The sequence below is a fragment of the Streptomyces sp. HUAS 31 genome (assembly GCF_028198125.1).
Classification (GTDB): domain Bacteria; phylum Actinomycetota; class Actinomycetes; order Streptomycetales; family Streptomycetaceae; genus Streptomyces; species Streptomyces chartreusis.
Genome location: NZ_CP116353.1, coordinates 5,791,287 through 5,816,452 on the forward strand (window position 1 = coordinate 5,791,287; position 25,166 = coordinate 5,816,452).

The following is a 25,166-nucleotide window of genomic DNA, read 5'->3' on the forward strand; positions in this document are numbered from 1 at the left end:
ACAAGGGGCTCCGGAGACAAAGGACCCGGGCCCCGGTGGGCCAGGACCTGGTGACTCAGGTCGCACTGGCGCGGAATTACCGGTGATTTGTCGACCAAGTGATGACCGACTTCGGCCAGCAAAACGGACATGAGTGCGCATCGTTGGCGGGGGGCTTGCGCGACGGCAGGAGGGGCGTGCAAGGATCGACGCCTGCTAGGCGGTGCGCTGTCGCGCCGCCCGTCCGTACCGCGTCCAGTCGACTCGACGCTCGTCACGTGTACTTCGTTCCGCCGCATGGAGGGACCACTCCGTCTTGACCTGGCCAGCCAGTTTGCCCGGTGCCGCCGTGCGCGTCCTGCGCATCGCGGCCGGGCGGCGTGCGCTGCAACTGGTCCTGGTGGCGGGCGGCCTGCTGGCGATCGGGCTCCTCGGCGGGGAGCGGGCGTACGCGGCAGACGGGCCGGGCGGGGTGCCGGTGGGCACTTCGTCGGTCTCGGCGACGTCAGCGGTATCGGCGACATCAGCAGTGTCGTCCGCGTCCTCGTCCTCGGCGTCGGCCTCGGACGAACTCCGGTCGTCGCTACAGGGCACGGTCGAGCGGCTCCTGAGCCCGCCCGCCAAGCCCACCGCGCCGGCTACCAAGCCCACCGTGCCGTCGGCCACCCCCACCACGCCTGACGCACAGCCCAAGCCCGGCGCCCACGACGGGTCGACGGCGCCAGCCGCCAACCCGGCCCCCGAGGACCACCGTCCTCAACCCGAGGTTCCGCGGACTCACCCCCAGGATCAGCCCGCTCAGACCCACACCCCCCGGCCCGCCACCCACGACCCGGTCCTCACCCCGGTGACCGAGGAGGTCGGACAGACCGTCGGTACCCAGGTCGTGGAGCCTGTCGGCGACGTCGTGCGGACGGTGACCCAGGATCTGGCCGCGGGCTTGGCCGAGGCGCAGGCCGCGCTGCCGCCGTTGGCGTCGATGCCCTCGCTGCCGACCGCGCCCGAGACGACGTGGCCGAGCTGGCCGGGGTGGGAACTCCCCACCGTTCCTGGGATCCCGGACCTGCCGGGCGCCGATGTGCCCGCGCTGCCGGGACAGACGTTGCCGGCGCCGGTCACCGGCACGCCGCAGCCGGGGTCGGACGCCCCCGGCTCAGATGACGAACGCGCCCCCAAGGGACGTACCGGCAAGGAAGCGGACGGCGTCCACGGCTCCGGCCTCGGAGTCGACGGCACCGCGTTCCCCGCTCCGGCGGCCGGTCACGGGCACCGCATCGCGCCGTCCGGCCATGTCCACGCCCCCGCCCGTCAGGCGCCGGCCGATCACCCGGGTGGTGCGGCGGGCTATCACGCGGTGGGCGACAGCGGTACGCCGAGGCACGGGGACGCGCACGCGGTCTCGTTGGACCGGCGTGTGGCGTTGCGGCTGGTGCCCGGCTCCGCCGCCCGCGCGGAAGCGGACGCGATCCAGGACAGGCACCGGGACATACCGGTTTCCCCCGCCTAGGCCCCTGAGCCTCCAGGCCCGTAGGCCGACCCTCCCGCTGTGGACCTGCCGCGCGGGGGCGGAAACAGGTCTGCCCGTCCGTCCGGACGCCCCAGTTCCCGGATGTCAGCGACATCCCCAGCGACATCCCCGGACGGAAGCCGCCGGAGCCGTACCCGGTCCCGCCGGTCCTCAACTCCCCGGACCGCGACCGTGATCGGCGCCGGAATGTCCCCAAACCGTCCGAAGTCCCGGAGCTTCACTTCTCCGTTGCTCCGGGGGTCTTCGGAGCCCCGAGATCTAGGGATCCGACGCAAGCATGAACAAGAACATCCGCCGTTCGATCGTCATAGCCGCCGGAGTCACCGGCGCCTGGGCGCTCGGTTCGACCGTGGCCAGCGCGGACGAGCTGCCGGCCTCCAACCTCTCCGTACCCGACAAAGCCACCGACGTGACCGACAGCGCCGGCGCCCCCGGCCTCCTCGGCGGCGTGACCGACACGGTCGACGGTGTCGTCTCCGGCGTCACGGACACCGTCACCGGCGTCACCGAGGGCGCGACCGGCGAGGTCGCCGACACCGCACGGACGACGCCCGCGAACACCGCCGACCAGGCCCGCCGTTACGTGGACGCCGACCTCACAGTCCCGTCCGCCACGGACACGGCAACCCCGGCCGCAGCCAAGGCGAAGGGCGCGGCGCAGGCCATCCAGGGCGCCAGGGCCGCCCGCGCGGACCAGGCCACGGCGCACGCGACCGCGCAGGTCACCGCGCATGCCGAGGCCCACGTCTCCGCGGCCGTGACCGACGTCCGCGACCACCTCCCGCACCACACCCCGCAGCACCCCGGCACCATCGACTACCTCTTCGGCCCCCTCGCCGCCTTCGCCCCCGAGTTGGAGCAGGCGCTCGCCGCCGCGCAGACGAAGGTGCAGGGCGTGCAGGCGGCGGCGCGTTCGCAGGCGCAGGGCGTCGAGGGTGTCGTACGGACGAAGGCGCAGTACGCCGTCGCCGGCGCGGGTCGCGCCGCGGCGGGTGTCGACGACGTCGCGCACGCCGCAGTGGCCCACGCCGACGGCAGGGTCACGGACACGGCGACGGCCGCCACCGGCCGGGCCGGCACGGTCACCGCGGCCGCGCAGGCCGCCGTCTCCGCGATCCCGAGCCATGTCACCGGCACGGTCACCGGCACCGTCGGCGGCGTGCACCAGCGGGTCGTCGGCACCGTCGCCGCCGTCCCCGGCACGGTCACGCCGGTCGTGGCGCAGACCGCCGACGCGGCCGTCCCGCCGGTCGTCACCGAGGCCGTGCACGGAGTCGGCCCGGTCGCGGGCCGCGCCGTCGAGGGCGTCGTCCCGACCGCCGGACACGCCGTCGCCGGTGCAGTGCCCGCCGCCACCGGCACCGTGGCCGGAGTGACCCCGGTCGCCGGGCACGCGGTGGACGGCGTCCGGCCGGTGGTCGGCGGTGCCGTGAACGGGGTGACGCCGGTCGTGGGCCGGACGGCCGACGGCGTGGTCCCGGTCGCCCACGGCGCCGTCGCCGGGGTCGGCCGCACGGCACAGCACACGGTCGACGCCGCGACGGCACTCGCGTACGGCGTGGTCGCCGACGTCCAGCCGGTGGCCACCGGAGCCGTCGCGGGCGTGCGGCCGGTGGTCGACGGGGCCGTCCAGGAGGTGCGGCCGGTCGCCGGCGGCGTCGTCCAGGGCACGGAGTCCGTGGCCCACGGCGCGGTCGGCGATGTCCGGCACCTCGCCGACGGCACCGTCGCCGACGTCCGTCCCGTCGCCTGGGGCGCCGTCGCCGACGTGCGGCCGGTCGTGCAGGGCGTCGCCGCCGACGTGCCCCCGTACGCCACCGGCCTGGCCGGCCATGTCGCCGGCGACGTCACCGGCTCCGTCCTGCCGCCGGTCGCCGACGCGGCCGTGCACGGCGTGGTGCCGGTCGCCGGTCGGGCCGTCGCCGACGCGGGCACGCTGGCGTACGGCGTCGCGGACGACGTCCGTCCCTTCGCGGGCGGTGTCGTCGGCGAGGCCGGCCCCTTGGCGCACGGCGTGGCCGGGCAGGCCGTACCGTTCGCCGGCGGTGTCGCCGAGCAGGTGCCGCCCTTCGCGTACGGCGTCACCGGCGCCGTGCAGCCGGTCGTCGACACGGTCGTGGACACCGTCGGGCCGGTCGTGGACGGCGTCGGCGGCAGCGCCACGACGCTCGCGTACGGCGTCGGCGGCAGCGCCACGACCTTCGCGCACGGCGTCGCGGACGACGTCCGTCCCTTCGCGGGCGGTGTCGTCGGCGAGGCCGGCCCGTTCGCGCACGGGGTGGCCGGGCAGGCCGCGCCCTTCGCCGAAGACCTGGCCGGGACGGTCCGTGACTCGGCCGGCCCGCTCGCGGGCAACGCCACCACCGGCGTGCGGGGCGTCGCCCGCTCCGTCACGCCCGGCTACGCGCAGGACCTCGGCGACCAGGTCCGCCACGACCTCGGCCAGGACGCGGGCGCCTATCGCGTCTGACCGATCCCTCATTCGCCGGGGCGGGCGCGGTCACAGCCAGCGGTCACAGCCAGCGATCACAGCCAACGATCAGAGCCATCGATCGCGGCACCAGCGATCGCACCACCAGTGATCGCCACCCGTGACCACCCCCCTTGATCCACCCCGGCGACCGACGACTCCGCGAGGCACCCGACCTCGGACGGCCGAAAGCCATCGGCCCCGTCCGGCCGGGACCTCGCGGACCGGACGGGTGGTCCCCATTGGGGTGGGGATCACCCGTCCAGAGCCCTCAGGGGCGGCCCATTCGTGCCCCTCCGGGCAGTACAAGGGACCTCACCGGGTCAAACCCCAGCCCGGTGAGGTCCTTGCCCGTAGTACCGGTGCCGTCACAGCCGTGCCGTCACGTCACCACCGCATCACCGGCACCTCACCGTCGGCACGCCGTGCCAGTGATCACCCCTGTTCGCGGCATCATGTGACAGGTATCACCGCTCAGGTGTGACCCTCGATTTAGGGGCCCTCCGCAAGCAGCGATAACCTGCGAGACGGACATGCCGCGCGCTCGGACACCGTGTGCGCCTCCCTAGTGACAGCGGACGTCACGTTGCCCTTCGCGGCACGCCCACGCATCCAACGAACCGCGAGATCACTGATAGGGACGGAAGCGCGTGGACCTGTTCGAGTACCAGGCGAGGGACCTCTTCGCCAAGCACGATGTACCGGTGCTGGCCGGTGAAGTCATCGACACGCCTGAGGCGGCCCGCGCAGCCACCGAGCGCCTCGGCGGCAAGTCTGTCGTCAAGGCCCAGGTGAAGGTCGGCGGCCGCGGCAAGGCCGGTGGCGTGAAGCTCGCCGCGAACGCGGACGAGGCCGTCGCCCGGGCGACCGACATCCTCGGCATGGACATCAAGGGCCACACGGTCCACAAGGTGATGATCGCCGAGACGGCCCCGGAGATCCTGGAGGAGTACTACGTCTCCTTCCTCCTCGACCGTGCCAACCGCACCTTCCTCTCCATCGCCTCGGTCGAGGGCGGCATGGAGATCGAGGAGGTGGCCGCCACCCGCCCGGAGGCCGTCGCCAAGATCGCGATCGACGCCATCGACGGCGTGGACGAGGCCAAGGCCCGCGAGATCGTCGAGGCCGCGAAGTTCCCGGCCGAGGTCGCGGACAAGGTCGTCAACGTCCTGATCACGCTGTGGGACACCTTCATCAAGTCGGACGCCCTCCTCGTCGAGGTCAACCCGCTCGCGAAGGTCGCCTCCGGTGACGTCATCGCCCTCGACGGCAAGGTGTCGCTCGACGAGAACGCCGAGTTCCGCCACCCCGAGTACGAGGAGCTCCACGACAAGGACGCCGCCAACCCGCTCGAGGCGGCGGCCAAGGAGAAGAACCTCAACTACGTCAAGCTCGACGGTGAGGTCGGCATCATCGGCAACGGCGCGGGTCTCGTCATGAGCACCCTGGACGTCGTCGCCTACGCCGGTGAGAACCACGGCGGCGTCAAGCCCGCCAACTTCCTGGACATCGGCGGTGGCGCCTCCGCCCAGGTCATGGCGAACGGCCTCGAGATCATCCTCGGCGACCCGGACGTCAAGTCCGTCTTCGTCAACGTCTTCGGCGGCATCACCGCGTGCGACGAGGTCGCCAACGGCATCGTCCAGGCCCTCAAGCTCCTCGAGGACCGCGGCGAGAACGTCAGCAAGCCGCTCGTCGTCCGCCTCGACGGCAACAACGCCGAGCTCGGCCGGCAGATCCTCACCGACGCCAACCACCCGCTGGTCCAGCGCGTCGACACCATGGACGGCGCGGCCGACAAGGCCGCCGAACTGGCTCACGCCGCCAAGTAAGCACTCAGGACGAGGACACAACACACCATGGCTATCTGGCTCAACAAGGACAGCAAGGTCATCGTCCAGGGCATGACCGGCGCCACGGGCATGAAGCACACCAAGCTCATGCTCGGTGACGGCACCGAGGTCGTGGGCGGCGTCAACCCGCGCAAGGCGGGTCAGACCGTGGACTTCGACGGCACCGAGGTACCGGTCTTCGGCACCGTCAAGGAGGCCATCGAGAAGACCGGCGCCAACGTCTCCGTCATCTTCGTGCCGGAGAAGTTCACCAAGGACGCGGTCGTCGAGGCCATCGACGCCGAGATCCCGCTGGCCGTCGTGATCACCGAGGGCATCGCCGTGCACGACACGGCCGCCTTCTGGGCGTACGCCGGCAAGAAGGGCAACAAGACCCGCATCATCGGCCCGAACTGCCCCGGCATCATCACCCCGGGCCAGTCGAACGTCGGCATCATCCCGGGCGACATCACGAAGCCGGGCCGTATCGGCCTGGTCTCGAAGTCCGGCACGCTGACGTACCAGATGATGTACGAGCTGCGTGACATCGGCTTCTCGACCGCCGTCGGCATCGGTGGCGACCCGATCATCGGCACCACGCACATCGACGCGCTCGCCGCGTTCCAGGCCGACCCCGACACCGACCTGATCGTCATGATCGGTGAGATCGGCGGCGACGCCGAGGAGCGCGCGGCCGCGTTCATCAAGGACAACGTGACGAAGCCGGTCGTCGGCTACGTCGCGGGCTTCACCGCGCCCGAGGGCAAGACCATGGGTCACGCCGGCGCCATCGTGTCCGGTTCCTCCGGCACGGCGCAGGCGAAGAAGGAGGCCCTGGAGGCCGCGGGCGTCAAGGTCGGCAAGACCCCGACCGAGACGGCGAAGCTGGCCCGCGAGATCCTGGGCGGCTGAACGCAGTCACGGCGGTGAGCCGTATGCCGGTGGGTCCGCTCCCCGTGTGGGGGCGGGCCCACCGGCGTTTCCGCCCGCCCCCACACGGGAAGCGGGCCATGGCGAGGTCCGCGCGGGTCATGTGACTTGCGGCAGGAGCCGCTCCGGGCCGGACTGCATCTGTTTGCGCAGCTTCTCCCGCAGCTCCCGCTCCTTCTCCGACAACGGCCCCGGCGCCATCCTCGGCGGCACGCCCCGCACCGTCGAGCCCGGCGGCACCGGTGGCTCGTAGTGCGTGGGAGCAGTCCGCAGCGTCAGTGCCGTGGTGCCGATGAGCGCCACGGTGAAGGCGATCGCGGCCCGGGTCCAGAAACGGGCCCGGCGTTCGCTGCCGTCGCGCACCACCATGGGCTTGGCCGCGCGCAGCCGCTCCGTGGAGGCCAGTTCGGCAAGACGCCGGTGGAGTGTGGTGGGGTCGGACAGGTCCGGCAGTCGGGCGGCGACCGCGGTGCGCGCGTTCATGAGGCGCTTCGCGGCGGCCCGTGTGCTCGCCTCCGTCTCGGCCGCCGTCTCGGGCAGGTCCAGGCCGACACCGTCGTAGAGGACGAGTGTGCGGCGCTGGGGCGGCGGCAGTTGGAGGAGCACGTCCAGCAGGGCGCGGTCGAACGCGTCGGAGGGCGGCGGTTCGGGGTGCCGGTAGCGGGGGCGGAACCGGTGCCAGGGGGAGAGCGCGAACTCGTACGCCGCCGCCCGCACCCAGCCCGCCGGATCGCGGTCCCGGGCCACCTCGGGCCAGCGCTGCCAGGCGTGCTGGAAGGCCCGCTCGACCGACTCACGCGCGAGCTCGCGGCGCCCGGTCAGCAGGAAGGTCTGCCGTACGAGGGCCGGGGCGCAGAAGGCGTAGAGCGCGTCGAAGGCCTGGGCGGGGGTGAGCCGGCTCTCGGGCGACGGCTCGGACACGGGCGGGGGTTCGGGGGCCGTCGCCGTGCTCTCGGCCATGTACTGAAGTGCCGTCATGTCATGTACTTCCTCGGGTTGCTGACCCCCCGTCTTGTCGGCGATGGACCACAGCAGTTGTGCATACGCCTCCCTCCTTCGGCCCCGCGGTGTCGTGCGGCCGCTCTCCCACGCGCGCACCGTCTCGCGGCTCACGCCCACCCGTTCCGCGACCTGAGCCTGCGTCAATGCACCGGTCTTACGCAGGCGTCGGCGTTCCTCGGGCGGAGGGAGCGGGACTGCGGAGGTCTGCGTCACCGGGGGCCCTTTCGTACGAAAAAGTACATAAACATATATTGAGCGACACATCGGAGGTTCGCCTGTTACGACGGGAAAGCGCGTGTCGTTGGGAGCATGGCGAGCGTGATCGAGATGACCGCTCGTCGAACGCCCCTGCTGACGCGCATGCGCCGCCATTCGCCCGGCCTGGGCGCCAGCCTCTTCAGCGGTGCGGTGGCGGCGGGGCTGGGGCTCGGTGTGTTCGCCGTGATGGTGATCGCGCTGTGGATCAGCTCGCCGTACCCGGACAGCGGACCGGGCGGCGCGCTGCGGATCGCCTCCGTGCTGTGGCTGCTGGCGCACGGTGCCGAACTGGTCCGCACCGACACGCTCTCCGGCGTTCCCGCGCCGGTCGGGGTCACCCCGCTGCTGCTGCTCGCGCTGCCGGTGTGGCTGGTCCACCGGGCGGCACGGGACGCGGCGGCCGACGGGGGCGAGGGGGTGCCGCTGGTGTCGATCCGTACGGCGTGGGCCGGCGTCGTCCTCGGGTACCTCGGGGTCGGCTTTGCGGCCGCCGTGTACTCGGCCGGGGGCGAGCTGCAACCGTCCTGGCTGTGGACGGTGCTGCGGGTGCCCGTGGTCACGATGGCGGCGGCGGGTGTCGGCGTGTGGACGGCGTGCGAGCGGCGGCCCGAGGTCGTGGACGGCCTGCTGCTCGTGCTCCCGGAACGCGTACGGAGGCTGGTGCCGGACGTGGAGGGACGGGCCCGCGTCGGTACGGCGGCACGGGCGGCCGGGGCGGGTGTCGCGGCGCTCGCCGGCGGCGGGGCGCTGCTCGTGGGCGGGGCACTGGTGTGGCACGGCGGTGCGGTGCGGGGGTCCTTCCTGGAGCTGACGCAGGGCTTGTCGGGACGGCTCGCGGTGCTGCTGCTGTGCGCGGCGCTCGTGCCGAACGCGGCCGTGTGGGCGGCGGCGTACGCGCTCGGGCCGGGGTTCGTGCTCGGGTCGGGGCATGTCGTGGGGCCGCTGTCCTCGACGCCGGCGCCGTTGCTGCCGCCGTTCCCGCTGCTGGAGGCGGTGCCGGAGACGGCCGTCGCCGGGCCGCTGCGCTGGGGCGTGGCCGTGGTGCCGATCGCGGCGGGTCTGGTGGTCGGGTGGTTCGCGGCGGGTTGGGGGGACGGGTTCCGTGAGCGGTCCGCCGACCCGGACACGTCCGCGACGCTTCGGATCCGGGCGGGGCAGGGGCCGGCGACGGGCCGGGCACGGGACGGACAGGGGGCGGGCGCGGGCCGGTCGCGGGCCGGGCAGGGGTCTTCGACAGGCCGGTTGTGGACCGGGCAGGGTTCCTCGACAGGCCGGTTCCGGGACAAGGAGGAGTCCTCGGCCGGCCGGTCCGAGCGCGGGCCGACGCCCGTGGTGACCTGGTCACCCGGACTCACCGCCGTCACGGCCTTGCTGGCGGCCGGGTTCTGCGCCCTCGCGGTCGCCGTGCTGGCCACGCTGTCGGGCGGGCCGCTGGGCGTGGGGGCGCTGGCGAGGTTCGGGCCGGTGTGGTGGCAGGCCGGGGCGGCGACGCTGGGGTGGGCCGCGCTGGTGGCGGTTCCGGTGGCGGTGCTGGTGCGCGGCTGGCGGTGCTGGATGGGACGGCACCATGCGGGGCCGGTGAGCGACACCCAGGGCGCACGGATCGGCAGGCCTCGGGTGGGAGCGCCGGCGGAGGGCGGCCCGGCCGGGAAGGAGCGCTCGCTGCGGGATCGGTTGCCGTTGGTCGGCGGGCGGTTGTCGGGGGCGGGGGAGTCGGGCGGGGTGGGTGGATCGGGTGGATCGGGCGTGGGTGGGGCGGGTGGATCGGCCGTGGGTGGGGCGGGTGGATCGGGTAGATCGGCCGGGGGCCGGGCGAGCGGATCTGCCGGGGCCGGGGCGAGCGGATCGGCGAGGGCCGGATCGGGTGAGGACGGGTCGGCGGACTCGAGGACGAGGCCCCCGGCGAATGGCCGCAAGACGCCGTTCAAGGCGTCGGTGCCGGCGTCGGCGCCCACGCGGGACCGGACCGGTGCCGACCGGACCGACGAGAAGGGCGCTCAGGCCGCGGCGTACGGCGAGGACGCCAGGTACGAGGCCCTCACCCAGGACATCCCGTACGCGACGTACGACCACGACACGACCTTCGAGCCGGACGACTTCCGGCCAAGCGGACCGCTGTCGGTGCCCCCGCCCCCGCCCCCGGAGCCGCTGGACGAACCCGACGCCCCGACCGCGCAGAAGCCACCGACTGCCCCAGCCCAGGAAAAGGCATCGGCCGAGGAGAAGAATCCGGCCGCGGAGAATCCGGCCGCGGAGAACCCGCCCGCCGAGAAGCCGCCCGCCGAGAAGCCGCTCACCGAGGAGCTGCCCGCCGAGAAGCCCTCGGAACCAGCCCCCCAAGAGTCCCCGGATTCAAGTCCGAACGCCCCGTAGAGCCGCCCCGCCCGACCGGGGCGGCGTCAGCTCTCCGCGCCCAGAATCCCCCGCAGTTCCTTCGGCAGATGCTCGTTGCACGACTGCTTCGCCTGATTCGTCAGCGCGTCGTCGCGGCAGGTGTAGTAGTCGCTGTAGACGACCTGCGCGGCGAACCCGGCCGCGACCACCGCGATGGCGAGGGACGCCGTGACCAGCCCGCTCACCGCCGCCGTCGTCTGCGGGCGGCCGTTGTTCTGCGGCGCAGGGTTGTCCGGGTCCGGCGTGCGGGGCTTGGCTCGGAGACTGCTGATGCCCCAGTACAGGGCGAGCGCGCCCAGCAGCAGGGCCATGTACGGCCAGCTGAACAGGGCGAAGAAGAAGGCCCACATGCCGGACAGCAGGGCGTAACGAGCCCGGCGCTGGGTCGGGTCGGTCGGGTCCCAGCGCATGCCGCCGCCCGGCCCGCCGTTCCCCCCGGGGCCGTCCTGGCCGCCCCGGGGGTTCTCGCCGAACCCGCCGGAGGAGCGGCCCGGCTGGCGGTCGCTCCACTGGTTGCCCCACGGAGAGTCGCCGTTGCCCTGGTCGGAGCCCTGCGAGTCGTCGTCGCCCGACGGGCGGCGCGGCTGCCACGGGCGGTCGGGCGTGCCCTCCGGCGGCGGGGCGAAGGGGTTGTCGTCCTGCCCCTGGCCGCCGCTGCCCTGCCCGCCGCCGTTCTGCCCGCCCGAGGGGGCGTCGGGCGGTGAGGCGGGGCGCTCCCGCAGCAGCACGCCGCTGTGCTCCCCTCCCTGCACGGAATGCGGGGGGAGTGTGAGGAGTCGCAAGCTGCGGTCCGGCATCAAGTGAGCGTCTTCCCCTTGGTGAACGACTGATCCGACATGAGCTGTCATTTCCTGAACGCACAGCACCACGACCGCGTTCCCGGCCCAGCTCCCCCCAGACGCTACCTTCCGGCCACGCCCCCGTCCCGTGGGGGCTCTCGGGAGTGCCGGTATCGTTGCTGACGGTCGCCCGCTTCGTAGACTTCCCCGTATCCCGGGGCGTGATGCAATCGTACGAATATACAAAGCGTCGGCCGCATGAAGAACGCACCCCCGAGAAAGGGCCCCATCGTGGCCGCCAAGCCCGTGGCCAAGCGCCTCGTCGTGCTGGTCTCCGGATCCGGCACCAACCTTCAGGCGCTCCTCGACGAGATCGCCGCCGTCGGTCCCGAGGCGTACGGCGCCGAGATCGTGGCCGTGGGGGCCGACCGCGAGAACATCGAGGGGCTGGCGCGGGCCGAGCGCGCGGGGCTGCCGACCTTCGTGTGCAAGGTCAAGGACCATGCCGGGCGTGAGGAGTGGGACGCCGCCCTCGCCGACGCCGTCTCCGCCCACGAGCCCGACCTCGTGATCTCCGCCGGGTTCATGAAGATCGTGGGCAAGGAGTTCCTCGCCCGCTTCGGCGGCCGGTTCGTCAACACCCACCCGGCCCTGCTCCCCAGTTTTCCCGGCGCCCACGGCGTCCGTGACGCCCTCGCGTACGGCGCCAAGGTCACCGGCTGCACCGTCCACTTCGTCGACGACGGCGTCGACACCGGGCCGATCATCGCTCAGGGCGTGGTCGAGGTCCGCAACGAGGACGACGAGAGCGCTCTGCACGAGCGCATCAAGGAAGTCGAGCGAAGGCTGCTCGTCGAGGTCGTGGGGCGGATCGCCCGCAACGGCCACCGCATTGAGGGACGAAAGGTAGTTATCCAGTGACCGCCGAGAGCAACAAGCGGGCCATTCGACGGGCGCTCGTCAGCGTCTACGACAAGACCGGTCTCGAAGACCTCGCGCGCGGCCTGCACGAGGCGGGCGTCGAGCTCGTCTCCACCGGCTCCACGGCCGCGAAGATCGCCGCGGCCGGCGTCCCGGTGACCAAGGTCGAGGAGCTCACCGGCTTCCCCGAGTGCCTGGACGGCCGCGTCAAGACGCTGCACCCGCGCGTGCACGCCGGCATCCTCGCCGACCTGCGCCTGGAGGACCACCAGCGGCAGCTGGCCGAGCTGGGCGTCGAGCCGTTCGACCTGGTCGTCGTGAACCTCTACCCGTTCCGCGAGACCGTCGCCTCCGGCGCCACCCCCGACGAGTGCGTCGAGCAGATCGACATCGGCGGCCCGTCGATGGTGCGCGCCGCCGCCAAGAACCACCCGTCGGTGGCGGTCGTCACCAGCCCCGCCCGCTACGCCGACGTCCTCGGCGCGGTCCGCGACGGCGGCTTCGACCTCACCACCCGCAAGCGGCTCGCGGCCGAGGCCTTCCAGCACACGGCGGCGTACGACGTCGCGGTGGCGAGCTGGTTCGCCTCCTCCTACGCCCCCGTCGACGAGTCGCAGTTCCCCGATTTCCTCGGCGCCACCTGGGAGCGCGAGAACACCCTGCGCTACGGCGAGAACCCGCACCAGCCCGCCGCCCTGTACGTGGACGGCAGCGGGAGCGGTCTCGCGCAGGCCGAGCAGCTGCACGGCAAGGAGATGTCGTACAACAACTACACGGACACGGACGCCGCTCGCCGTGCCGCGTACGACCACGCCGAGCCGGCCGTCGCGATCATCAAGCACGCGAACCCCTGCGGCATCGCGACCGGCGCGGACGTCGCCGAGGCGCACCGCAAGGCGCACGCCTGTGACCCGCTGTCGGCGTTCGGCGGCGTGATCGCCGTCAACCGCCCGGTCAGCAAGGAGATGGCGGAGCAGGTCGCCGAGATCTTCACCGAGGTCATCGTCGCGCCGGGCTACGAGGACGGCGCCCTCGAAGCCCTCGCCAAGAAGAAGAACATCCGCGTGCTGCGCTGCCCCGAGGGCCCGGGCAACCCCGTCGAGATCAAGCCCATCGACGGTGGCGCCCTCCTTCAGGTCACCGACCGCCTCCAGGCCGACGGCGACGACCCGGCGAACTGGACCCTGGCTACCGGCGAGGCCCTGTCCGCCGATGAGCTGGCCGAACTCGCCTTCGCCTGGAAGGCGTGCCGGGCCGTGAAGTCCAACGCGATCCTCCTCGCCAAGGACGGCGCCTCGGTCGGCGTCGGAATGGGCCAGGTCAACCGCGTCGACTCCGCGAAGCTGGCGGTCGAGCGGGCCGGCGCCGAGCGCGCGCAGGGTTCCTACGCCGCCTCCGACGCCTTCTTCCCCTTCCCCGACGGTCTGGAGATCCTCACCGCGGCCGGCGTGAAGGCCGTGGTCCAGCCCGGCGGTTCGGTCCGCGACGAGCTGGTGGTCGAGGCCGCGAAGAAGGCGGGCGTCACGATGTACTTCACCGGGACGCGGCACTTCTTCCACTGAGCGGTACCGGTTCCGGGGGCCCGTCGTTCGATGAACGGCGGGCCCGCCTCATGTCGAACTGCGCAGCGCCGCCCAGGTGTTGGGGCCGACCTCGCCGTCCACCTCCAGGCCCTTGGCGCCCTGGAACTGCTTCACGGCGGCCAGCGTGGCGCTGCCGAACTCGCCGTCGACGCCCGACGAACCGACGCTGTAGCCGCGCTTGGTGAGCATGCACTGCACCTGGACCACACGCTGGCCGCGGTTGCCGCGGACGGTCAGCTCGGTGCCGGAGTAGTACGTGCACTGGGAGATCCAGGGCGGGGTGGCGGGCGTGGTGGGCGCCGTCGGGGTGGGAGTGGCGGCCGGGGTACTCCCGCCGCCTCCGCCGTTGCCGGACGTGGCCGAGGGCTTGTCGCCGGGGGTCGGCCGGGTCCCGCCCTCGCCCGCGGCGGCTGTCGCACTCGCGCTCTCGGAGGCACCGGTCTCCGACTCCCGCGGCTCGGCCTTCTCCGACTCCTTCTTCTTGCCGGAGGGCGAGGCTGACTCGCCGGGCGGCGCCAACGCCTGCGCGCCGCCGGGGGCCGCGCTGTCGGTTGCCGTGGGCGCGGCCGAGGCCGTCTCGTCCATGGGCGGCCGGGTGAGCAGGAAGGCGCCGGCGGCAACCGCGCACACGGCGAGACTCGCGGCGACGGCGAGAAGAACCTTGCGCTTGCGGCGCGGACCGCCGCCTTCGGGGGCCCGGTTCTGTTCGGGTGTGGGGTGCTGCCAGGCCGGCGTGGGCGCTGTGTGTGCCGCGGGCACCGTGTGGGGCGTGTGTGCCGTGGGCGGTGTGGGCTGCCCGAGGACCGGCTCCGTCCCGGAGGCGGAGCCGGGGAACATCGGCGGCGCCACCGGCGTGCGCAACTGCACGGTCTCCTCGACGGCGACCCGCTCCAGCACCTCGCATGCCTGCTGCCGGGCGAGCAGCCGGTCGCGCAGCGGTTCGTGCCAGGCGGGCGGGGTGCCGTGCTTGTGCCCGGCGGCCGTGGCGGCCTCGATGAGCTGTCGCGGGAGGGGGCGAGCGGCGGGGTCCTTGGCGAGGCAGGCGGCCATCAGGGCGGCCAACGCCGGGTCCACGGCCGAGAGTTCGGCCATGATGTCCTGCTTGGGCTCCTCGAACGCCACCCGGTGCATCACGTCGACGCCGGTGCCGTCGCCGAACGGGGCGTGCCCGGTGGCGGCGTAGATCAGGCTCCCCGCCAGCGAGAAGACGTCCGAGGCGGTGTCGCAGTGGCCCTCGCGCAGATACTCCGGCGCCATGAAGGCGGGCGTGCCGACGCGGCTCCCGGTCGAGGTGATGGCGCTGCCGTCGGCGGCCTGGGCGATGCCGAAGTCGATGACGTAGACGCCCTGGAGGGACAGGACCACGTTGGAAGGCTTGAGGTCGCGGTGCACGACGTCGGCGGCGGCCAGTGCCGCCAGGGCCTGCCCGAGCTCCGCGATCAGCCGCCACACCCCGGCACGCTCCAGCCGGCCGCACTCGCGGACCGCCTCGGCGAGGTTCAGGCCGGGCAGGTACTGCGTCCCCATCCACAGCAGCGAGTCGTCGAACCCGGTGCCGAGGAGCTGCGGCGTACGCGGGGTGTGCACCCGGGAGTGCACGGCCGCCTCCCGCTCGAAGCGCCGCCGGAACCGGGCGTCCTCGGCGTACTCGGGACGGATCACCTTCACGGCCGCGAGCCCGGCGGAACTGTCACCGGGCCGCGCGAGATAGACGTGCCCCATCCCTCCGCTGCCGAGCAGCCCGAGCGGTATGTACGGCCCGATACGGCTGGGATCCGACGACCGCAAGGGCGTGGCACCGGCCTGCGCCAGGGAGGCGTCGGCGGATGCTGGAGAGTATGGCGGCGTGGGCCGCTGCTCCGACATGGAACCCCCGATGTCACAACACGCGGGGTTGTTCACCCCAGTTGACGAGAGGCTATCGCGGGCTCGTACGTCACGTGCGAGTAGCGGGCCACCCCCTGTTCCGGGTGCGGCCCGCCACACGTGCGGTTCAGCAGTGGTCCACCCATCGGTGCGAGGCGAACCGTCCGAAGACATTCACGGTCGTGTCAGGTTCGACGCACACCGGCGGGCCTGCGAAGTCCCGCTGCCGGTGGACGGCGACCGCAGTGAGTCCCGCGTTCCGGACGGACCTCACGGCCGTGTCCGCGAGCCAGGCACAGCGCGGCCCGTCGTTCCAGTCGGCGTCGTCCTCGTTCCAGGTGCAGCGGTTGCCACCGCCGTCGGACCCGCTGTGGACGCAGACGGACCCCGCCGGGCAGCTCGCCGCCCGGGAGGCGGGTGTCGCCGGCACTGTGACGGCTGACAGTGCAGCGACCGCGACGCCGATCAGCATGACTCGGATGCCTGCCACGTCAGCAGCTCGACACCCACTTGTGGGAGCGCAGCTTGTACGTGCCCGCCAAGTTGCCCTTCTTGCCCTTCGTGGTGCAGCCCTTGCGGGTCTCGTAGTTGGCCCCGCTGTAGTAGACGACGGCCATCCCGCTGGTGCCGTTGTTGAAGACGGACCGCACGTTCTTGTCCGCGGACCACGAGCACCGGATGGCACCGTTGCGCCAGTCGTTGTCGTTTCCGTCCCAGTTGCACCGGTCCCCGGTGCCGTCGTCGCCCGAGTAGAAGCAGATGTCCCCCGAGGGGCAGCTGTAGGCGCGGGGTTCGGCCGCCTGCACCGGTGCGGTGGTGACGCCGAGGCCCAGCCCCGCGAGGAGCGTCACTCCCGTGACGAGGCCGGCCTTGGTACGCGGTGCTCGTACTCGCTTCATGGATCTACCTCCTGGTCGATGTCCTCGACATCACCCTGGATCGAGGCCGTGACCAGCGGTACCTCAAACATTTCAGGGTCGGGCTCCCGAACGGCCGGGCTCCCGAACCCCGAAAGGCCCGGGCACCGGTGTTCCCACCCGTGCCCGGGCCCTCTTCGTGAGGCTTCTCTACGCGGTCTCGTACTGCCCGACCTCCAGGAAGTACCGCAGCTCCTCCGGCGTTCCGTCGATGGCCTCTTCCGCCGCCGCCCGGAGCGCGTCGCTGATCGTCGGGTCGGCCAGGATGCGGGCGACGCGGACGCGGTCGTCCTCGGCCCGGGCCAGGCGGTAACCGGTCTCCAGGAACGCGCGCAGGGCCTCGGGGGTGTTGGTGTCGAGGGCCCTGTTGGCCTCCCTGATGACCGCCTTGTCGGTCTTCGGGTCGGCCGTGCCGAGGATGCGGGCGATCGCGACCCGGTCGTCCTCGGCCTGGGCGAGCCGGCGGCCCGTCTCCAGGAAGTACCGCTGGTCCTCGATGGTGCCGTCCATGGCCTTCTGCGCCGCGGCGTAGACGGCCCTGCCCGTGTTCGGGTCGCCGATGATGCGCGCGATCGCGACTCGGACGTCGTCGTCGGACATGTCGTCGACGCCGGAGCCGGCCGCGGCGGCCGTCGCCACGGCGGTGGCGGGCGACGGCGCCGAGCCGGCGGCGAAGGCCGGGGTGGCCAGCAGGAGGGCCGGGGTCAGGGCGGTGGCCACGAGGGTCAGGGCGGCACGGGTGGGTCTCACGTGGGAGCCTTCCTTGTCTGCGGCATGCGCGGCGATCCGCTGCATGTGCGGGTGCGTGTATCTTCCCTCCGATCCCGGCCGAGATCACTGCAATAAACAAGCACCCTTCAACCACCCGCGGTTGCCCGCACCTAGCAGTTCTTGCTGACGACGTCCTTCCATGTCTGGCCCGTGCCCGAGTACTTCGTGCCGTTGAAGTGCACGGCCTCACGGTCGGCCTCGGTCGGGACGCCGTTCGCCTTGTAGCGCTGCTCGTAGTGCAGGTGCGCCCAGCCGCCGCTGTTGGCGCCCGTCGCGCCGATGTGGCCGATCCTGGTCCCCGCGACGACGTTGTCGCCCTCCTGGACGTACTTGTCGTGGCTGTCCCTGAGGTGGTAGTACGCCGTGTACCAGCCGCTGCCGTGGTTGATGACGATGACGTTGCCGGCACCGCGGTCCCAGAAGGTACGGGCCACTTTGCCCTTGTACCCGGCGAGCACGTTCTTGCCGGACGATCCCGTGTTCCCCTTCACCACGATGTCCAGCGCCGGGTTGTGGCCGCTGTCGTAGGTGTCGAGCCGCCAGTGCGTGCCGCAGGCGAACGGCATCTGGAACTTGGGCTTGGCGGCCGCCGGGACCTCGTCGGCCACGGCGGTGGACTCCACGCCGAAGGAGAGGGCGAGCGCGCCGGCCGCGAGGGCGACGGCCGCCCCGCGACGTCGGGCCGGGTCCGTGGTCTTCATCTGCATCTCCCCGTTGTCGTTCGTGTTCTTCTGCCGCATCTCGTTGCGGACTCACCAACCATCCGGTGCCGGTCGCGACGGGGGAACCTCGAAAGTTGTAGGGGCGACCGGAACCACGGCCGTCGGTTCAGCAGGAGCGCACCCATTCATGGGAGCGGATCACCAGGCCGCCGGGATCGGGGAAGTTGACCTTCTGGAGTTCCTGGACGCAGCCGAACGGCGTCTTGCGGCCGGCCTCGCGGAAGAGCCTCACGTCGTGGTGCGGATCCCCGACGTAGCCGTTGTTGAAGGCCGACCTGGGCCGGGTGGTCTTCGCCCAGTCGCAGGTCACGATGCCGCCGACCCAGTCGTCGTCGTACTCGTACCAGGCGCACATCTCGCCCTGTCCGTCCGGCTTCGTGAAGAAGCAGACATCGCCCCGGTCGCAGCGTGCGTACCCCTGCGGCGCGGGCTCGCGCAGGGCGAGGAGGCCGGCCGTGGCCAGCGACACCGCCGCCACCGCCAGAAGCGACCAGAGGACGGCCGGATGGGGGCCGCGTCTCGGCTTGAGCCGGGGCAGCCGCGGAGAGCGTGCCGCGCCGGCCGCGGCCTCGACCCGGCGCAGCAGGCTCTGCGCGGAGTGCGGCGCCCGGTCGGCGTGGGTGGGCGCCAGGCAGTCGGTGACGATCTGCCGCCATACGTCGGGGAGTTCGGGCGACAGACGCAGCTCGTCCCGGCCCTTCGCGTAACGCTGGACGGCTTCCCGGCGGGCCGTGGGGTTCGCCCCGGGGAACGGCGGGCTGCCGGTCAGCACCACGTGCGCGAGAATGCCGAAGGCCCAGATGTCGGCGGTGGGGCGGGTCTGGTGGCCGCGCTCGCCGACCTCGGCCCACAGGAGTTCGGGCGGGCTGTAGTCGGAGGTCGCGAACGCGGGGGAGTAGGCGTGGGTGCCGTCCAGCTCGGCGGCCAGGTTGAAGTCCGCGAGCCGGACCGAACCGTCCGCCATCAGCAGCACGTTGGCCGGCTTGAGATCCCCGTGCACCCAGCCCGCGTGGTGCAGATGGGCGACCCCCTCGCAGATCTGGGCGACCAGGGACGGCCCGCCCGGGACGGCCACCGCATGGTCGGCCGCCGCGCCGCGCCGGGCCGACAGCCGGTCGAGCAACTGGTCGAGGGAGCCCTCGGCGCGTTCCAGTACCAGGACCGTGGCGCCGTCGAGGCCCGGACGCCCGGCATCGTCGACCGTGAGCGCCTCGTACATCCTGATCAGGCGCGGACGCCGAAGTCGGCGCAGCAACTCCGTCTCCCGCTCCGCGAGTTCACGCAGATGACGCAGTTGGCGTGGGGTCTGTGTGCCGGTCGGCAGGAACTTCAGCGCTGCCTCGGCCGGGAGTCCCTCGGCGGGCTCGGCGCGCCGGGCGGCGTAGACGCTCCCGAAGGCACCGGACGCGATGGGCTCCACGACCTCCCACACACCGACGCGATAGCCCCGCGGTACCCGCACGGCATACGACGACTCGGCGCTCATCGGGCGGCCCCGGACTTCCCGGTGATCAGCGTCAGATCGTCCTCCCGTACCAGGTCGAAGCGCAGGGCCAGGGAGACCAGCCGTTCCTTCTTGCCGTTGAGGCGGGGACCGCCGCCCGGCACCGTGTCCGGAGCGGGCTTGAGGCGCAGCTTGACCGCCAGGTAGTCGATGTTCCACGCCACCGAAGCGGGGGAGACCGACGGCCAGAGGGGACGGAGCCGCTCGACGAGTTCCTCGGCAGTGGGCAGCGCGGCGTGCGGCTCACCTCGCAGTCGGGAGGCGCACAGGGCGACCAGGACCTGGAAGTACCGTTTGCCGCGATCGAGGGGGAAGGCGGACGCGGTGGGTGCTCCGTCCCTGGGGCCGGGCCGGTCCAGATAGTCGTGGCGCGGAGCCCAGACGTCGAAGCTCAGCAGGTCGCTTCCGGCCGGCAGGACCACGCGCGAGAACTCGAAGGGAACGGGCGCGTCGAGCCGGCCCGGCGGCACCTTGATGTGCTCGCCGGCGCCCTCCGGGTTCTCGACGACGTACGTCTGCGCCCCGCTCAGATTGCTGAGCCGCCAGTAGGCGCCCGCGGCGGTGATCTCGCCCGCCTCGCGGGAGACGCCCTCGTGCGGGATGGTCAGGTGCGGGCCACGAGGGCGTGCCGTACGGCCGAAGCGCAGCGCGTCACCGGGGTCGAGGTGAAAGTGATCGTCCGGGCACGCGCTTTCCATGGGCACGACGATGATGCTGTGCATGGCGGCTTCCTCCCCCGATTCGCCCCCTGCGGAATCTGGGGCCAGGGTAGAAAGCGCGGGCGACGAAAGCCCAAGAGCAGGCAAAAATCGGCGTGTTGTCGAGGGGCAACGGCCTCCGGCTCTCCCCCGAGGAAGCCGGAGGCCGCCCGGCCGCGGTCGGCAGGAGCGCGAGCCCGGGATCCTCCCGTGGGGGGACACGACCACCGTGACGCCGGTGTCCGTGCGAGCGGTACCTCGGACCTCTCAGGGTCACTTCTTCCCGGGCGGCGTGTACTCCTTGAGGTAGTGGGCGACGCGGGTGGCGTAGTCGCGGTACTTCGGGGGAACCCCACCCGCGTTGTTCACGACCTTGGTCGACGTGCGGTAGGCGGCCGCCAGCAGCACCTGGCGGTCGCCGGACAGGCCGGTCTTGTGCAGCAGCGGTTCCATGTAGCAGAGATAGCGGCCCACGGCCGGGATGGACTGGGCCGGCGTGAGGGGCGGCCGGGGCGTCGCCTCCGCGGGCACGCCGTCCGAACGGATCCACCAGCGCAGCAGACTCGGCGTCCAGCGGGCGATGCCGTACTCGCCCTCCTTGCCCGCCGACGGGTCGGACAGGTCCGGGTCGAAGTTGCTCTCCGCCTTCAGCAGGGCGGCGATCAACGCGGGCGTGACCTGCGGCCGGACGCAGTCGTGGGCCGAGTCGACGATGAGACGCCGGTAGGACACCGGGATGCCCTTGTCGGTACGGAGCTCGGCGGCGCCGTACGTGGCGGCCGTGACCTTCGTGTTCTCGCCGCCCGGCGCCCCGCCGTTGCCGCCGCCGTCCGCCCAGCTGCTGATGCCGTACCCGAGGGCGGACACCGCGATCACGGCGCTCGCGGCGGCCAGCGCCGACGTACGGCGGGAGCGGCGGCGCGACAGGAGGGCCCGGGGCAGGCGTGGCGAACGGCCCGTGCCGGCGGCGGCCTCGACGCGGCGCAGCAGGTCCTGGGTGCCGACGCGGTCCTCGTGCGTACGGGTCAGACAGTCACGGACGATCTCCCGCCACGCGTCCGGCAGTTCGGGGGACAGCCGCAGGTCGTCGGTGCCGCGCGCATAGGCGGCGGCCGCGTCGCGGCGGGCCGTCGGGGTGCCGCCGGGCAGCGGGAAGGAGCCGGTCAGCAGCAGATGCGCGAGGACCCCGAAGGCCCAGACGTCCGCCGACGGGCGGATACGGCGGCCCCGCTCCCCGATCTCCGACCACAGCAGCTCCGGCGGGGTGTAGTCGGGAGTGGAGAACGCGGGCGTGTACGCGTGCGTGCCCTCCAGCTCCGCCGCCATGTTGAAGTCAGCGAGCCGGGCCGAACCGTCCGCCATCAGCAGCACGTTGGCCGGTTTGAGGTCCCCGTGCACCCAGCCCGCGTGGTGCAGCTGCGCCAGTCCCTCGCAGATCTGCGCGAGCAGGGCGGGACCGGCGGCGGGGCGCGGGTCCGCCGCCAGCAGCGTGGACAGGGAGCCCTGCGCCTTCTCCAGTACGAGGACGGTGGCGCCGTCGAGCGGAGGGTGGGCCGGGTCGTCGACGACGAGGGTGTCGTACATCCGGATCAGCCGCGGCTGCTTCAGCCGGCGGTGCAACTCGACCTCGCGCTCGACGAGTTCGCGCAGGTGGGTGAGCTGGCGGGGCGTTCCGGTGCCGGTGGGCAGGAACTTCAGGGCCGCGGTCCTCGGCAGGTCCTCGGCGTCCCCGGTGCGTCTGGCCTCGTACACGCTCCCGAACGCGCCCGTGGCGATCGGCTCCCGCACCTCCCACTCGCCCACCCGGTACCCCCTGGGCACCGGCACGGCGTAGGGCTCGGTCACCGGGCGACCCGGCCGGCCGCGGTCTCCCGGAGCACGACCAGGTCGTCCTCCCGTACGAGATCGAACCGGAGCGCCAGCGACACCAGTGACTCCTTCTTGCCGTTCAGACGCGGGCCGGTGTCCGCAGTCTCCGGGCCGGGCTTGAGCCGCAGCTTCACGGCGAGGTAGTCGATGTTCCACTGCACCGAGGTGCGCGATGCCGCGGGCCAGTTGGGGCGCAGCCGGTCCACGACCTGGTCGACGGTGGGCAGCGCGGCGTGCGGTTCACCGCGCAGGCGCGGTTCGCACAGGGCGGCGAGGACGGCGAAGTACCGCTTCGTACGGTCCACCGAGAAGGCCGGGGCGGTGGTCGCCCCGTCCGGGCTGCCCTCGGAACTGAGGTAGTCGTGGCGCGGCGCCCACACCTCGATCGCCAGCAGGTCGCCGGCCGCGGGCAGCACGATCCGCGAGAACTCGAACGGGATCGGCGCGTCCAGCCGCCCCGGCCCCACCTTGATGTGCTCGCCCGCGCCTTCCGGGTTCTCGACGACGTACGTCTGCTCCCGGCTGAGGTTGCTCAGTATCCAGAAGGCGCCCTGCGCGGTGATCTCACCGGCCCTGCGGGACACCCCGTCGTGCGGGATGGTGAGGTCGTTGTCGGAAACGGATCGCCCGAAGCCCAGCCGTTCGCCGGGCGCCAGCCGGTGCTGGCCGCGTCGGTTCTCGTCCTCCGTGGTCGGCGGAGGTACCACGATGATGCTGTACAAGGTGCGTCTCCCCGTGCCTGACGGCTACCCACGTCAGAGTAGGACGACGCAGCCGGGCCGTGCCCCCCTCGAACAGGTGAGACACGGCCCTCGGCTGTTATTGGCGTGAAACTGTGCCCCTGCTACTGCGGTTTCCGTGAAGGTCCGGTGTGCGTCAGTAGCGCGGGCGGTTGAACCAGGCGGACGCGGCGCCGTTCACCATCGAGGCCAGGATGATGCCGGCGATGGCGAGGGAGATCAGACCGCCGAAGGTGGCGGAGCCGTTCGCGCCGTTCACGATGTTGACGATGCCGCCGAGGATCATCAGCGACGCGTACACGATCGTCGTGATGCGGATGCCGCTGCCGCCGTTCTTGAACTTCACGCCCAGGAAGATGGACAGCGCGCCCAGACCCACCAGCAGGGCCGCGACCAGGAAGCCGAGGCCGGCCAGCGTGTCGGTGTCGTCACCCGAGCCGACGCCGTTGGACAGGTCCTGGGCGGCGCCGACCGCGATGCCGGCGATGAGGCCGAACAGCAGCTGGAAACCGGCGAGGATGAAGAGCAGCACGCGGGCCGTCTTCATCAGGCCCGGCATCTGCACGGGCATCATGTTGCCGCCCGGGTAGCCGGGGTACGCCGGCTGGCCCTGCGGGTAGCCGTAGGCGGGCGGCTGCTGCGGAACGCCCTGCGGGTAGCCGTAACCGGGCTGGCCCTGCGGAGGCTGCTGCGGGTAACCGGGCTGGCCCTGGGGAGGCGGGCCGTAGGGGTTGTTCGGGTCGCCGAAACTCATGGCGGTCTTTCCTCCGTTGTCCGAGTGCGGGGACGCGCGGCACGGTGCGGAGGAGATGTGACTGAATGCGGTTCGTCCCCCCGGTACAGCCCGCGGCACTGCAGTCACATCGTTCTTTAGTCTGCTCTTACTTGTCCAGCCGCATTCCCTATGTGTTGTGCAAGTGCAACATCGCTGATCATGGGCGGATACGGCCGTAGATGGGGTGACGGAGGCCACGTGGGACCCGGATTGGAACCGGGAGGGCGTCATCCAGGAAGATGGGAGTCATGACCGCCCAGATTCTCGATGGCAAGGCCACCGCAGCCGCGATCAAGTCGGACCTGACCGCCCGCGTGGCGGCGCTCAAGGAGAAGGGCGTCACGCCCGGACTCGGCACGATCCTCGTCGGGGACGACCCCGGCAGCCAGAAGTACGTCGCCGGCAAGCACCGCGACTGCGCCCAGGTGGGCATCGCCTCCATCCAGCGCGAACTGCCCGCCACGGCGACCCAGGAGGAGATCGAGGCCGTGGTCCGCGAGCTGAACGAGGACCCGGCCTGCACCGGCTACATCGTCCAGCTGCCGCTGCCCAAGGGCATCGACGAGAACCGCATCCTCGAGCTGATGGACCCGGACAAGGACGCCGACGGCCTGCACCCGATGAACCTCGGCCGTCTCGTCCTGAACGAGCCGGCCCCGCTGCCCTGCACCCCCAACGGCGTCCTGACCCTGCTCCGTCAGTACGGCGTGGAGATCAAGGGCGCCGAGGTCGTGGTCGTCGGCCGCGGTGTCACCATCGGCCGCCCGATGCCGCTGCTGCTGACCCGCCGCAGCGAGAACGCGACCGTCACGCAGTGCCACACCGGCACTCGTGACCTGGCCTCGCACCTGCGCCGCGCCGACATCATCGTCGCCGCCGCGGGCTCCGCCCACCTGGTCCGCCCGGAGGACGTCAAGCCCGGCGCGGCCGTCCTCGACGTCGGTGTCTCGCGGGGCGCCGACGGCAAGATCGTGGGCGACGTCCACCCCGGCGTCGCCGAGGTGGCCGGCTTCATCTCCCCGAACCCCGGTGGTGTGGGCCCGATGACCCGGGCGCAGCTGCTGGTCAACGTGGTCGAGGCGGCGGAGCGCAGTGTCGGCTGAGCCGGGCGCCGGAAAGGCGCAGGAGAAGCAGGACGTCGAGGAGACCGGGCCCGTCGAGGACGTCGAGGAGATCGAGGTCCGGGACCCGGTGAGCGCGCCCGACGCGGAGGGCCGGCCCCGCCGGACCACCCGTCGCTTCCCGCTGTTCACCCGTGACACGGCACGCCCCGAGGGCGGCGGGCGCGCGGCGTCCGGCGATCTGCCGGCCCCCGCCCGGCAGTGGCCGATCCTCGTCGTCCTCGGACTCGTCGGGGTCGGCCTGCTGGTCACCGCGCTCGACGAGTTCCGCGTCGGCACGGTGCTGATCGGCTCGGCCCTGCTGGCCGGTGCGGTGATGCGGTGGCTGCTGCCGAGCGTCGGCATGCTCGCCGTACGGTCCCGCTTCACCGACATGGTGACGTACGGGGTGCTGGGCCTCGCGATCGTGCTGCTGGCGCTGATGGCGCAGCCGCATCCGCTGCTGACGGTGCCGTTCCTGAAGGACGCGCTGCACTTCACGGTGGAGAACTAGGAGCGTTCGCCATG

Annotated in this window: 21 protein-coding genes; 9 read left to right on the top strand and 12 right to left on the bottom strand. The window is 72.4% G+C overall.

What is annotated here, in order from left to right:
• Window positions 1-328: 328 nt before the first annotated feature.
• The 4 genes from PGH47_RS25970 to sucD all read left to right on the top strand — a co-directional run bounded on the left by PGH47_RS25970 (window position 329) and on the right by sucD (window position 6,721).
• Window positions 329-1,486 (top strand): hypothetical protein, encoded by a 1,158-nt coding sequence (locus PGH47_RS25970; protein WP_271665415.1) that lies wholly within the window; start codon window positions 329-331, stop codon window positions 1,484-1,486.
• A gap of 298 nt (window positions 1,487-1,784) precedes the next feature.
• Complete coding sequence (locus PGH47_RS25975; protein ID WP_271665416.1) at window positions 1,785-3,977, top strand: hypothetical protein; 2,193 nt, start codon at window positions 1,785-1,787, stop codon at window positions 3,975-3,977.
• A 650-nt stretch (window positions 3,978-4,627) separates the two neighbouring features.
• A complete protein-coding gene (sucC, locus tag PGH47_RS25980) occupies window positions 4,628-5,809 on the top strand; it encodes an ADP-forming succinate--CoA ligase subunit beta (protein WP_107903961.1) in 1,182 nt (393 codons plus the stop codon).
• 27 nt (window positions 5,810-5,836) lie between these two features.
• Complete coding sequence (sucD, locus tag PGH47_RS25985; RefSeq protein ID WP_030955580.1) at window positions 5,837-6,721, top strand: succinate--CoA ligase subunit alpha; 885 nt, start codon at window positions 5,837-5,839, stop codon at window positions 6,719-6,721.
• 117 nt (window positions 6,722-6,838) lie between these two features.
• On the opposite strand, the gene PGH47_RS25990 is transcribed toward sucD, so the two are convergent.
• Window positions 6,839-7,954, bottom strand: a complete 1,116-nt coding sequence (locus PGH47_RS25990; protein ID WP_271665417.1) for a sigma factor-like helix-turn-helix DNA-binding protein — start codon at window positions 7,952-7,954, stop codon at window positions 6,839-6,841.
• Window positions 7,955-8,068: 114 nt separating this feature from the next.
• Here PGH47_RS25990 and PGH47_RS43285 point away from each other — a divergent pair, with 114 nt between their 5' ends.
• Entirely contained in the window at window positions 8,069-10,372 is a 2,304-nt protein-coding gene (locus tag PGH47_RS43285; protein ID WP_443048533.1) for a cell division protein PerM, read from the top strand.
• A gap of 26 nt (window positions 10,373-10,398) precedes the next feature.
• Here PGH47_RS43285 and PGH47_RS26000 read toward each other — a convergent pair whose 3' ends face one another.
• The gene (locus PGH47_RS26000) at window positions 10,399-11,190 is read right to left on the bottom strand and encodes a hypothetical protein (protein WP_271665418.1); all 792 of its coding nucleotides are present in this window, start codon (window positions 11,188-11,190) and stop codon (window positions 10,399-10,401) included.
• Between the two features lie 273 nt (window positions 11,191-11,463).
• Between PGH47_RS26000 and purN the strand changes: the two genes are divergently transcribed.
• Both purN and purH read left to right on the top strand, forming a co-directional pair.
• Window positions 11,464-12,093 (top strand): phosphoribosylglycinamide formyltransferase, encoded by a 630-nt coding sequence (gene purN / locus PGH47_RS26005; protein WP_176579209.1) that lies wholly within the window; start codon window positions 11,464-11,466, stop codon window positions 12,091-12,093.
• Window positions 12,090-13,655 carry a bifunctional phosphoribosylaminoimidazolecarboxamide formyltransferase/IMP cyclohydrolase gene (gene purH, locus PGH47_RS26010; RefSeq protein WP_271665419.1) on the top strand — a complete coding sequence of 522 codons (1,566 nt, stop codon included), beginning with the start codon at window positions 12,090-12,092 and terminating at the stop codon, window positions 13,653-13,655. The genes purN and purH overlap by 4 nt, the downstream gene beginning before the upstream one ends.
• Before the next feature lie 48 nt (window positions 13,656-13,703).
• Here the strand turns inward: purH and PGH47_RS26015 are convergent, their stop codons facing one another.
• The 10 genes from PGH47_RS26015 to PGH47_RS26060 form a co-directional block, all read right to left on the bottom strand.
• Window positions 13,704-15,542, bottom strand: coding sequence for a protein kinase domain-containing protein (locus tag PGH47_RS26015; RefSeq protein WP_271665420.1), 1,839 nt, complete (start codon window positions 15,540-15,542; stop codon window positions 13,704-13,706).
• A 127-nt stretch (window positions 15,543-15,669) separates the two neighbouring features.
• Entirely contained in the window at window positions 15,670-16,032 is a 363-nt protein-coding gene (locus PGH47_RS26020) for a peptidase inhibitor family I36 protein (protein WP_271665421.1), read from the bottom strand.
• A 1-nt stretch (window position 16,033) separates the two neighbouring features.
• Entirely contained in the window at window positions 16,034-16,441 is a 408-nt protein-coding gene (locus PGH47_RS26025; RefSeq protein ID WP_271665422.1) for a peptidase inhibitor family I36 protein, read from the bottom strand.
• Window positions 16,442-16,609: 168 nt separating this feature from the next.
• Window positions 16,610-17,209 (bottom strand): ALF repeat-containing protein, encoded by a 600-nt coding sequence (locus tag PGH47_RS26030; RefSeq protein WP_271665423.1) that lies wholly within the window; start codon window positions 17,207-17,209, stop codon window positions 16,610-16,612.
• A 131-nt stretch (window positions 17,210-17,340) separates the two neighbouring features.
• Entirely contained in the window at window positions 17,341-17,970 is a 630-nt protein-coding gene (locus PGH47_RS26035) for a M23 family metallopeptidase (RefSeq protein ID WP_271665424.1), read from the bottom strand.
• Between the two features lie 88 nt (window positions 17,971-18,058).
• Complete coding sequence (locus PGH47_RS26040; protein WP_271665425.1) at window positions 18,059-19,438, bottom strand: protein kinase domain-containing protein; 1,380 nt, start codon at window positions 19,436-19,438, stop codon at window positions 18,059-18,061.
• Window positions 19,435-20,178: an FHA domain-containing protein gene (locus tag PGH47_RS26045; RefSeq protein ID WP_271665426.1), complete on the bottom strand. Its 744-nt coding sequence runs from the start codon at window positions 20,176-20,178 to the stop codon at window positions 19,435-19,437. Before PGH47_RS26045 ends, PGH47_RS26040 begins: the two co-directional genes overlap by 4 nt.
• A gap of 249 nt (window positions 20,179-20,427) precedes the next feature.
• Window positions 20,428-21,999 carry a protein kinase domain-containing protein gene (locus tag PGH47_RS26050; protein ID WP_271665427.1) on the bottom strand — a complete coding sequence of 524 codons (1,572 nt, stop codon included), beginning with the start codon at window positions 21,997-21,999 and terminating at the stop codon, window positions 20,428-20,430.
• Window positions 21,996-22,745 carry an FHA domain-containing protein gene (locus PGH47_RS26055; RefSeq protein ID WP_030953036.1) on the bottom strand — a complete coding sequence of 250 codons (750 nt, stop codon included), beginning with the start codon at window positions 22,743-22,745 and terminating at the stop codon, window positions 21,996-21,998. Before PGH47_RS26055 ends, PGH47_RS26050 begins: the two co-directional genes overlap by 4 nt.
• A 154-nt stretch (window positions 22,746-22,899) precedes the next feature.
• On the bottom strand, window positions 22,900-23,517 hold the full coding sequence (locus PGH47_RS26060) for a hypothetical protein (protein ID WP_271665428.1): 618 nt from the start codon (window positions 23,515-23,517) through the stop codon (window positions 22,900-22,902).
• 269 nt (window positions 23,518-23,786) lie between these two features.
• On the opposite strand from PGH47_RS26060, the gene PGH47_RS26065 reads away from it, so the two are divergent.
• A complete protein-coding gene (locus PGH47_RS26065; RefSeq protein ID WP_107903926.1) occupies window positions 23,787-24,641 on the top strand; it encodes a bifunctional methylenetetrahydrofolate dehydrogenase/methenyltetrahydrofolate cyclohydrolase in 855 nt (284 codons plus the stop codon).
• The gene (locus tag PGH47_RS26070) at window positions 24,631-25,152 is read left to right on the top strand and encodes a DUF3017 domain-containing protein (protein WP_376053394.1); all 522 of its coding nucleotides are present in this window, start codon (window positions 24,631-24,633) and stop codon (window positions 25,150-25,152) included. Before PGH47_RS26065 ends, PGH47_RS26070 begins: the two co-directional genes overlap by 11 nt.
• The last annotated feature ends 14 nt before the right edge of the window (window positions 25,153-25,166 follow it).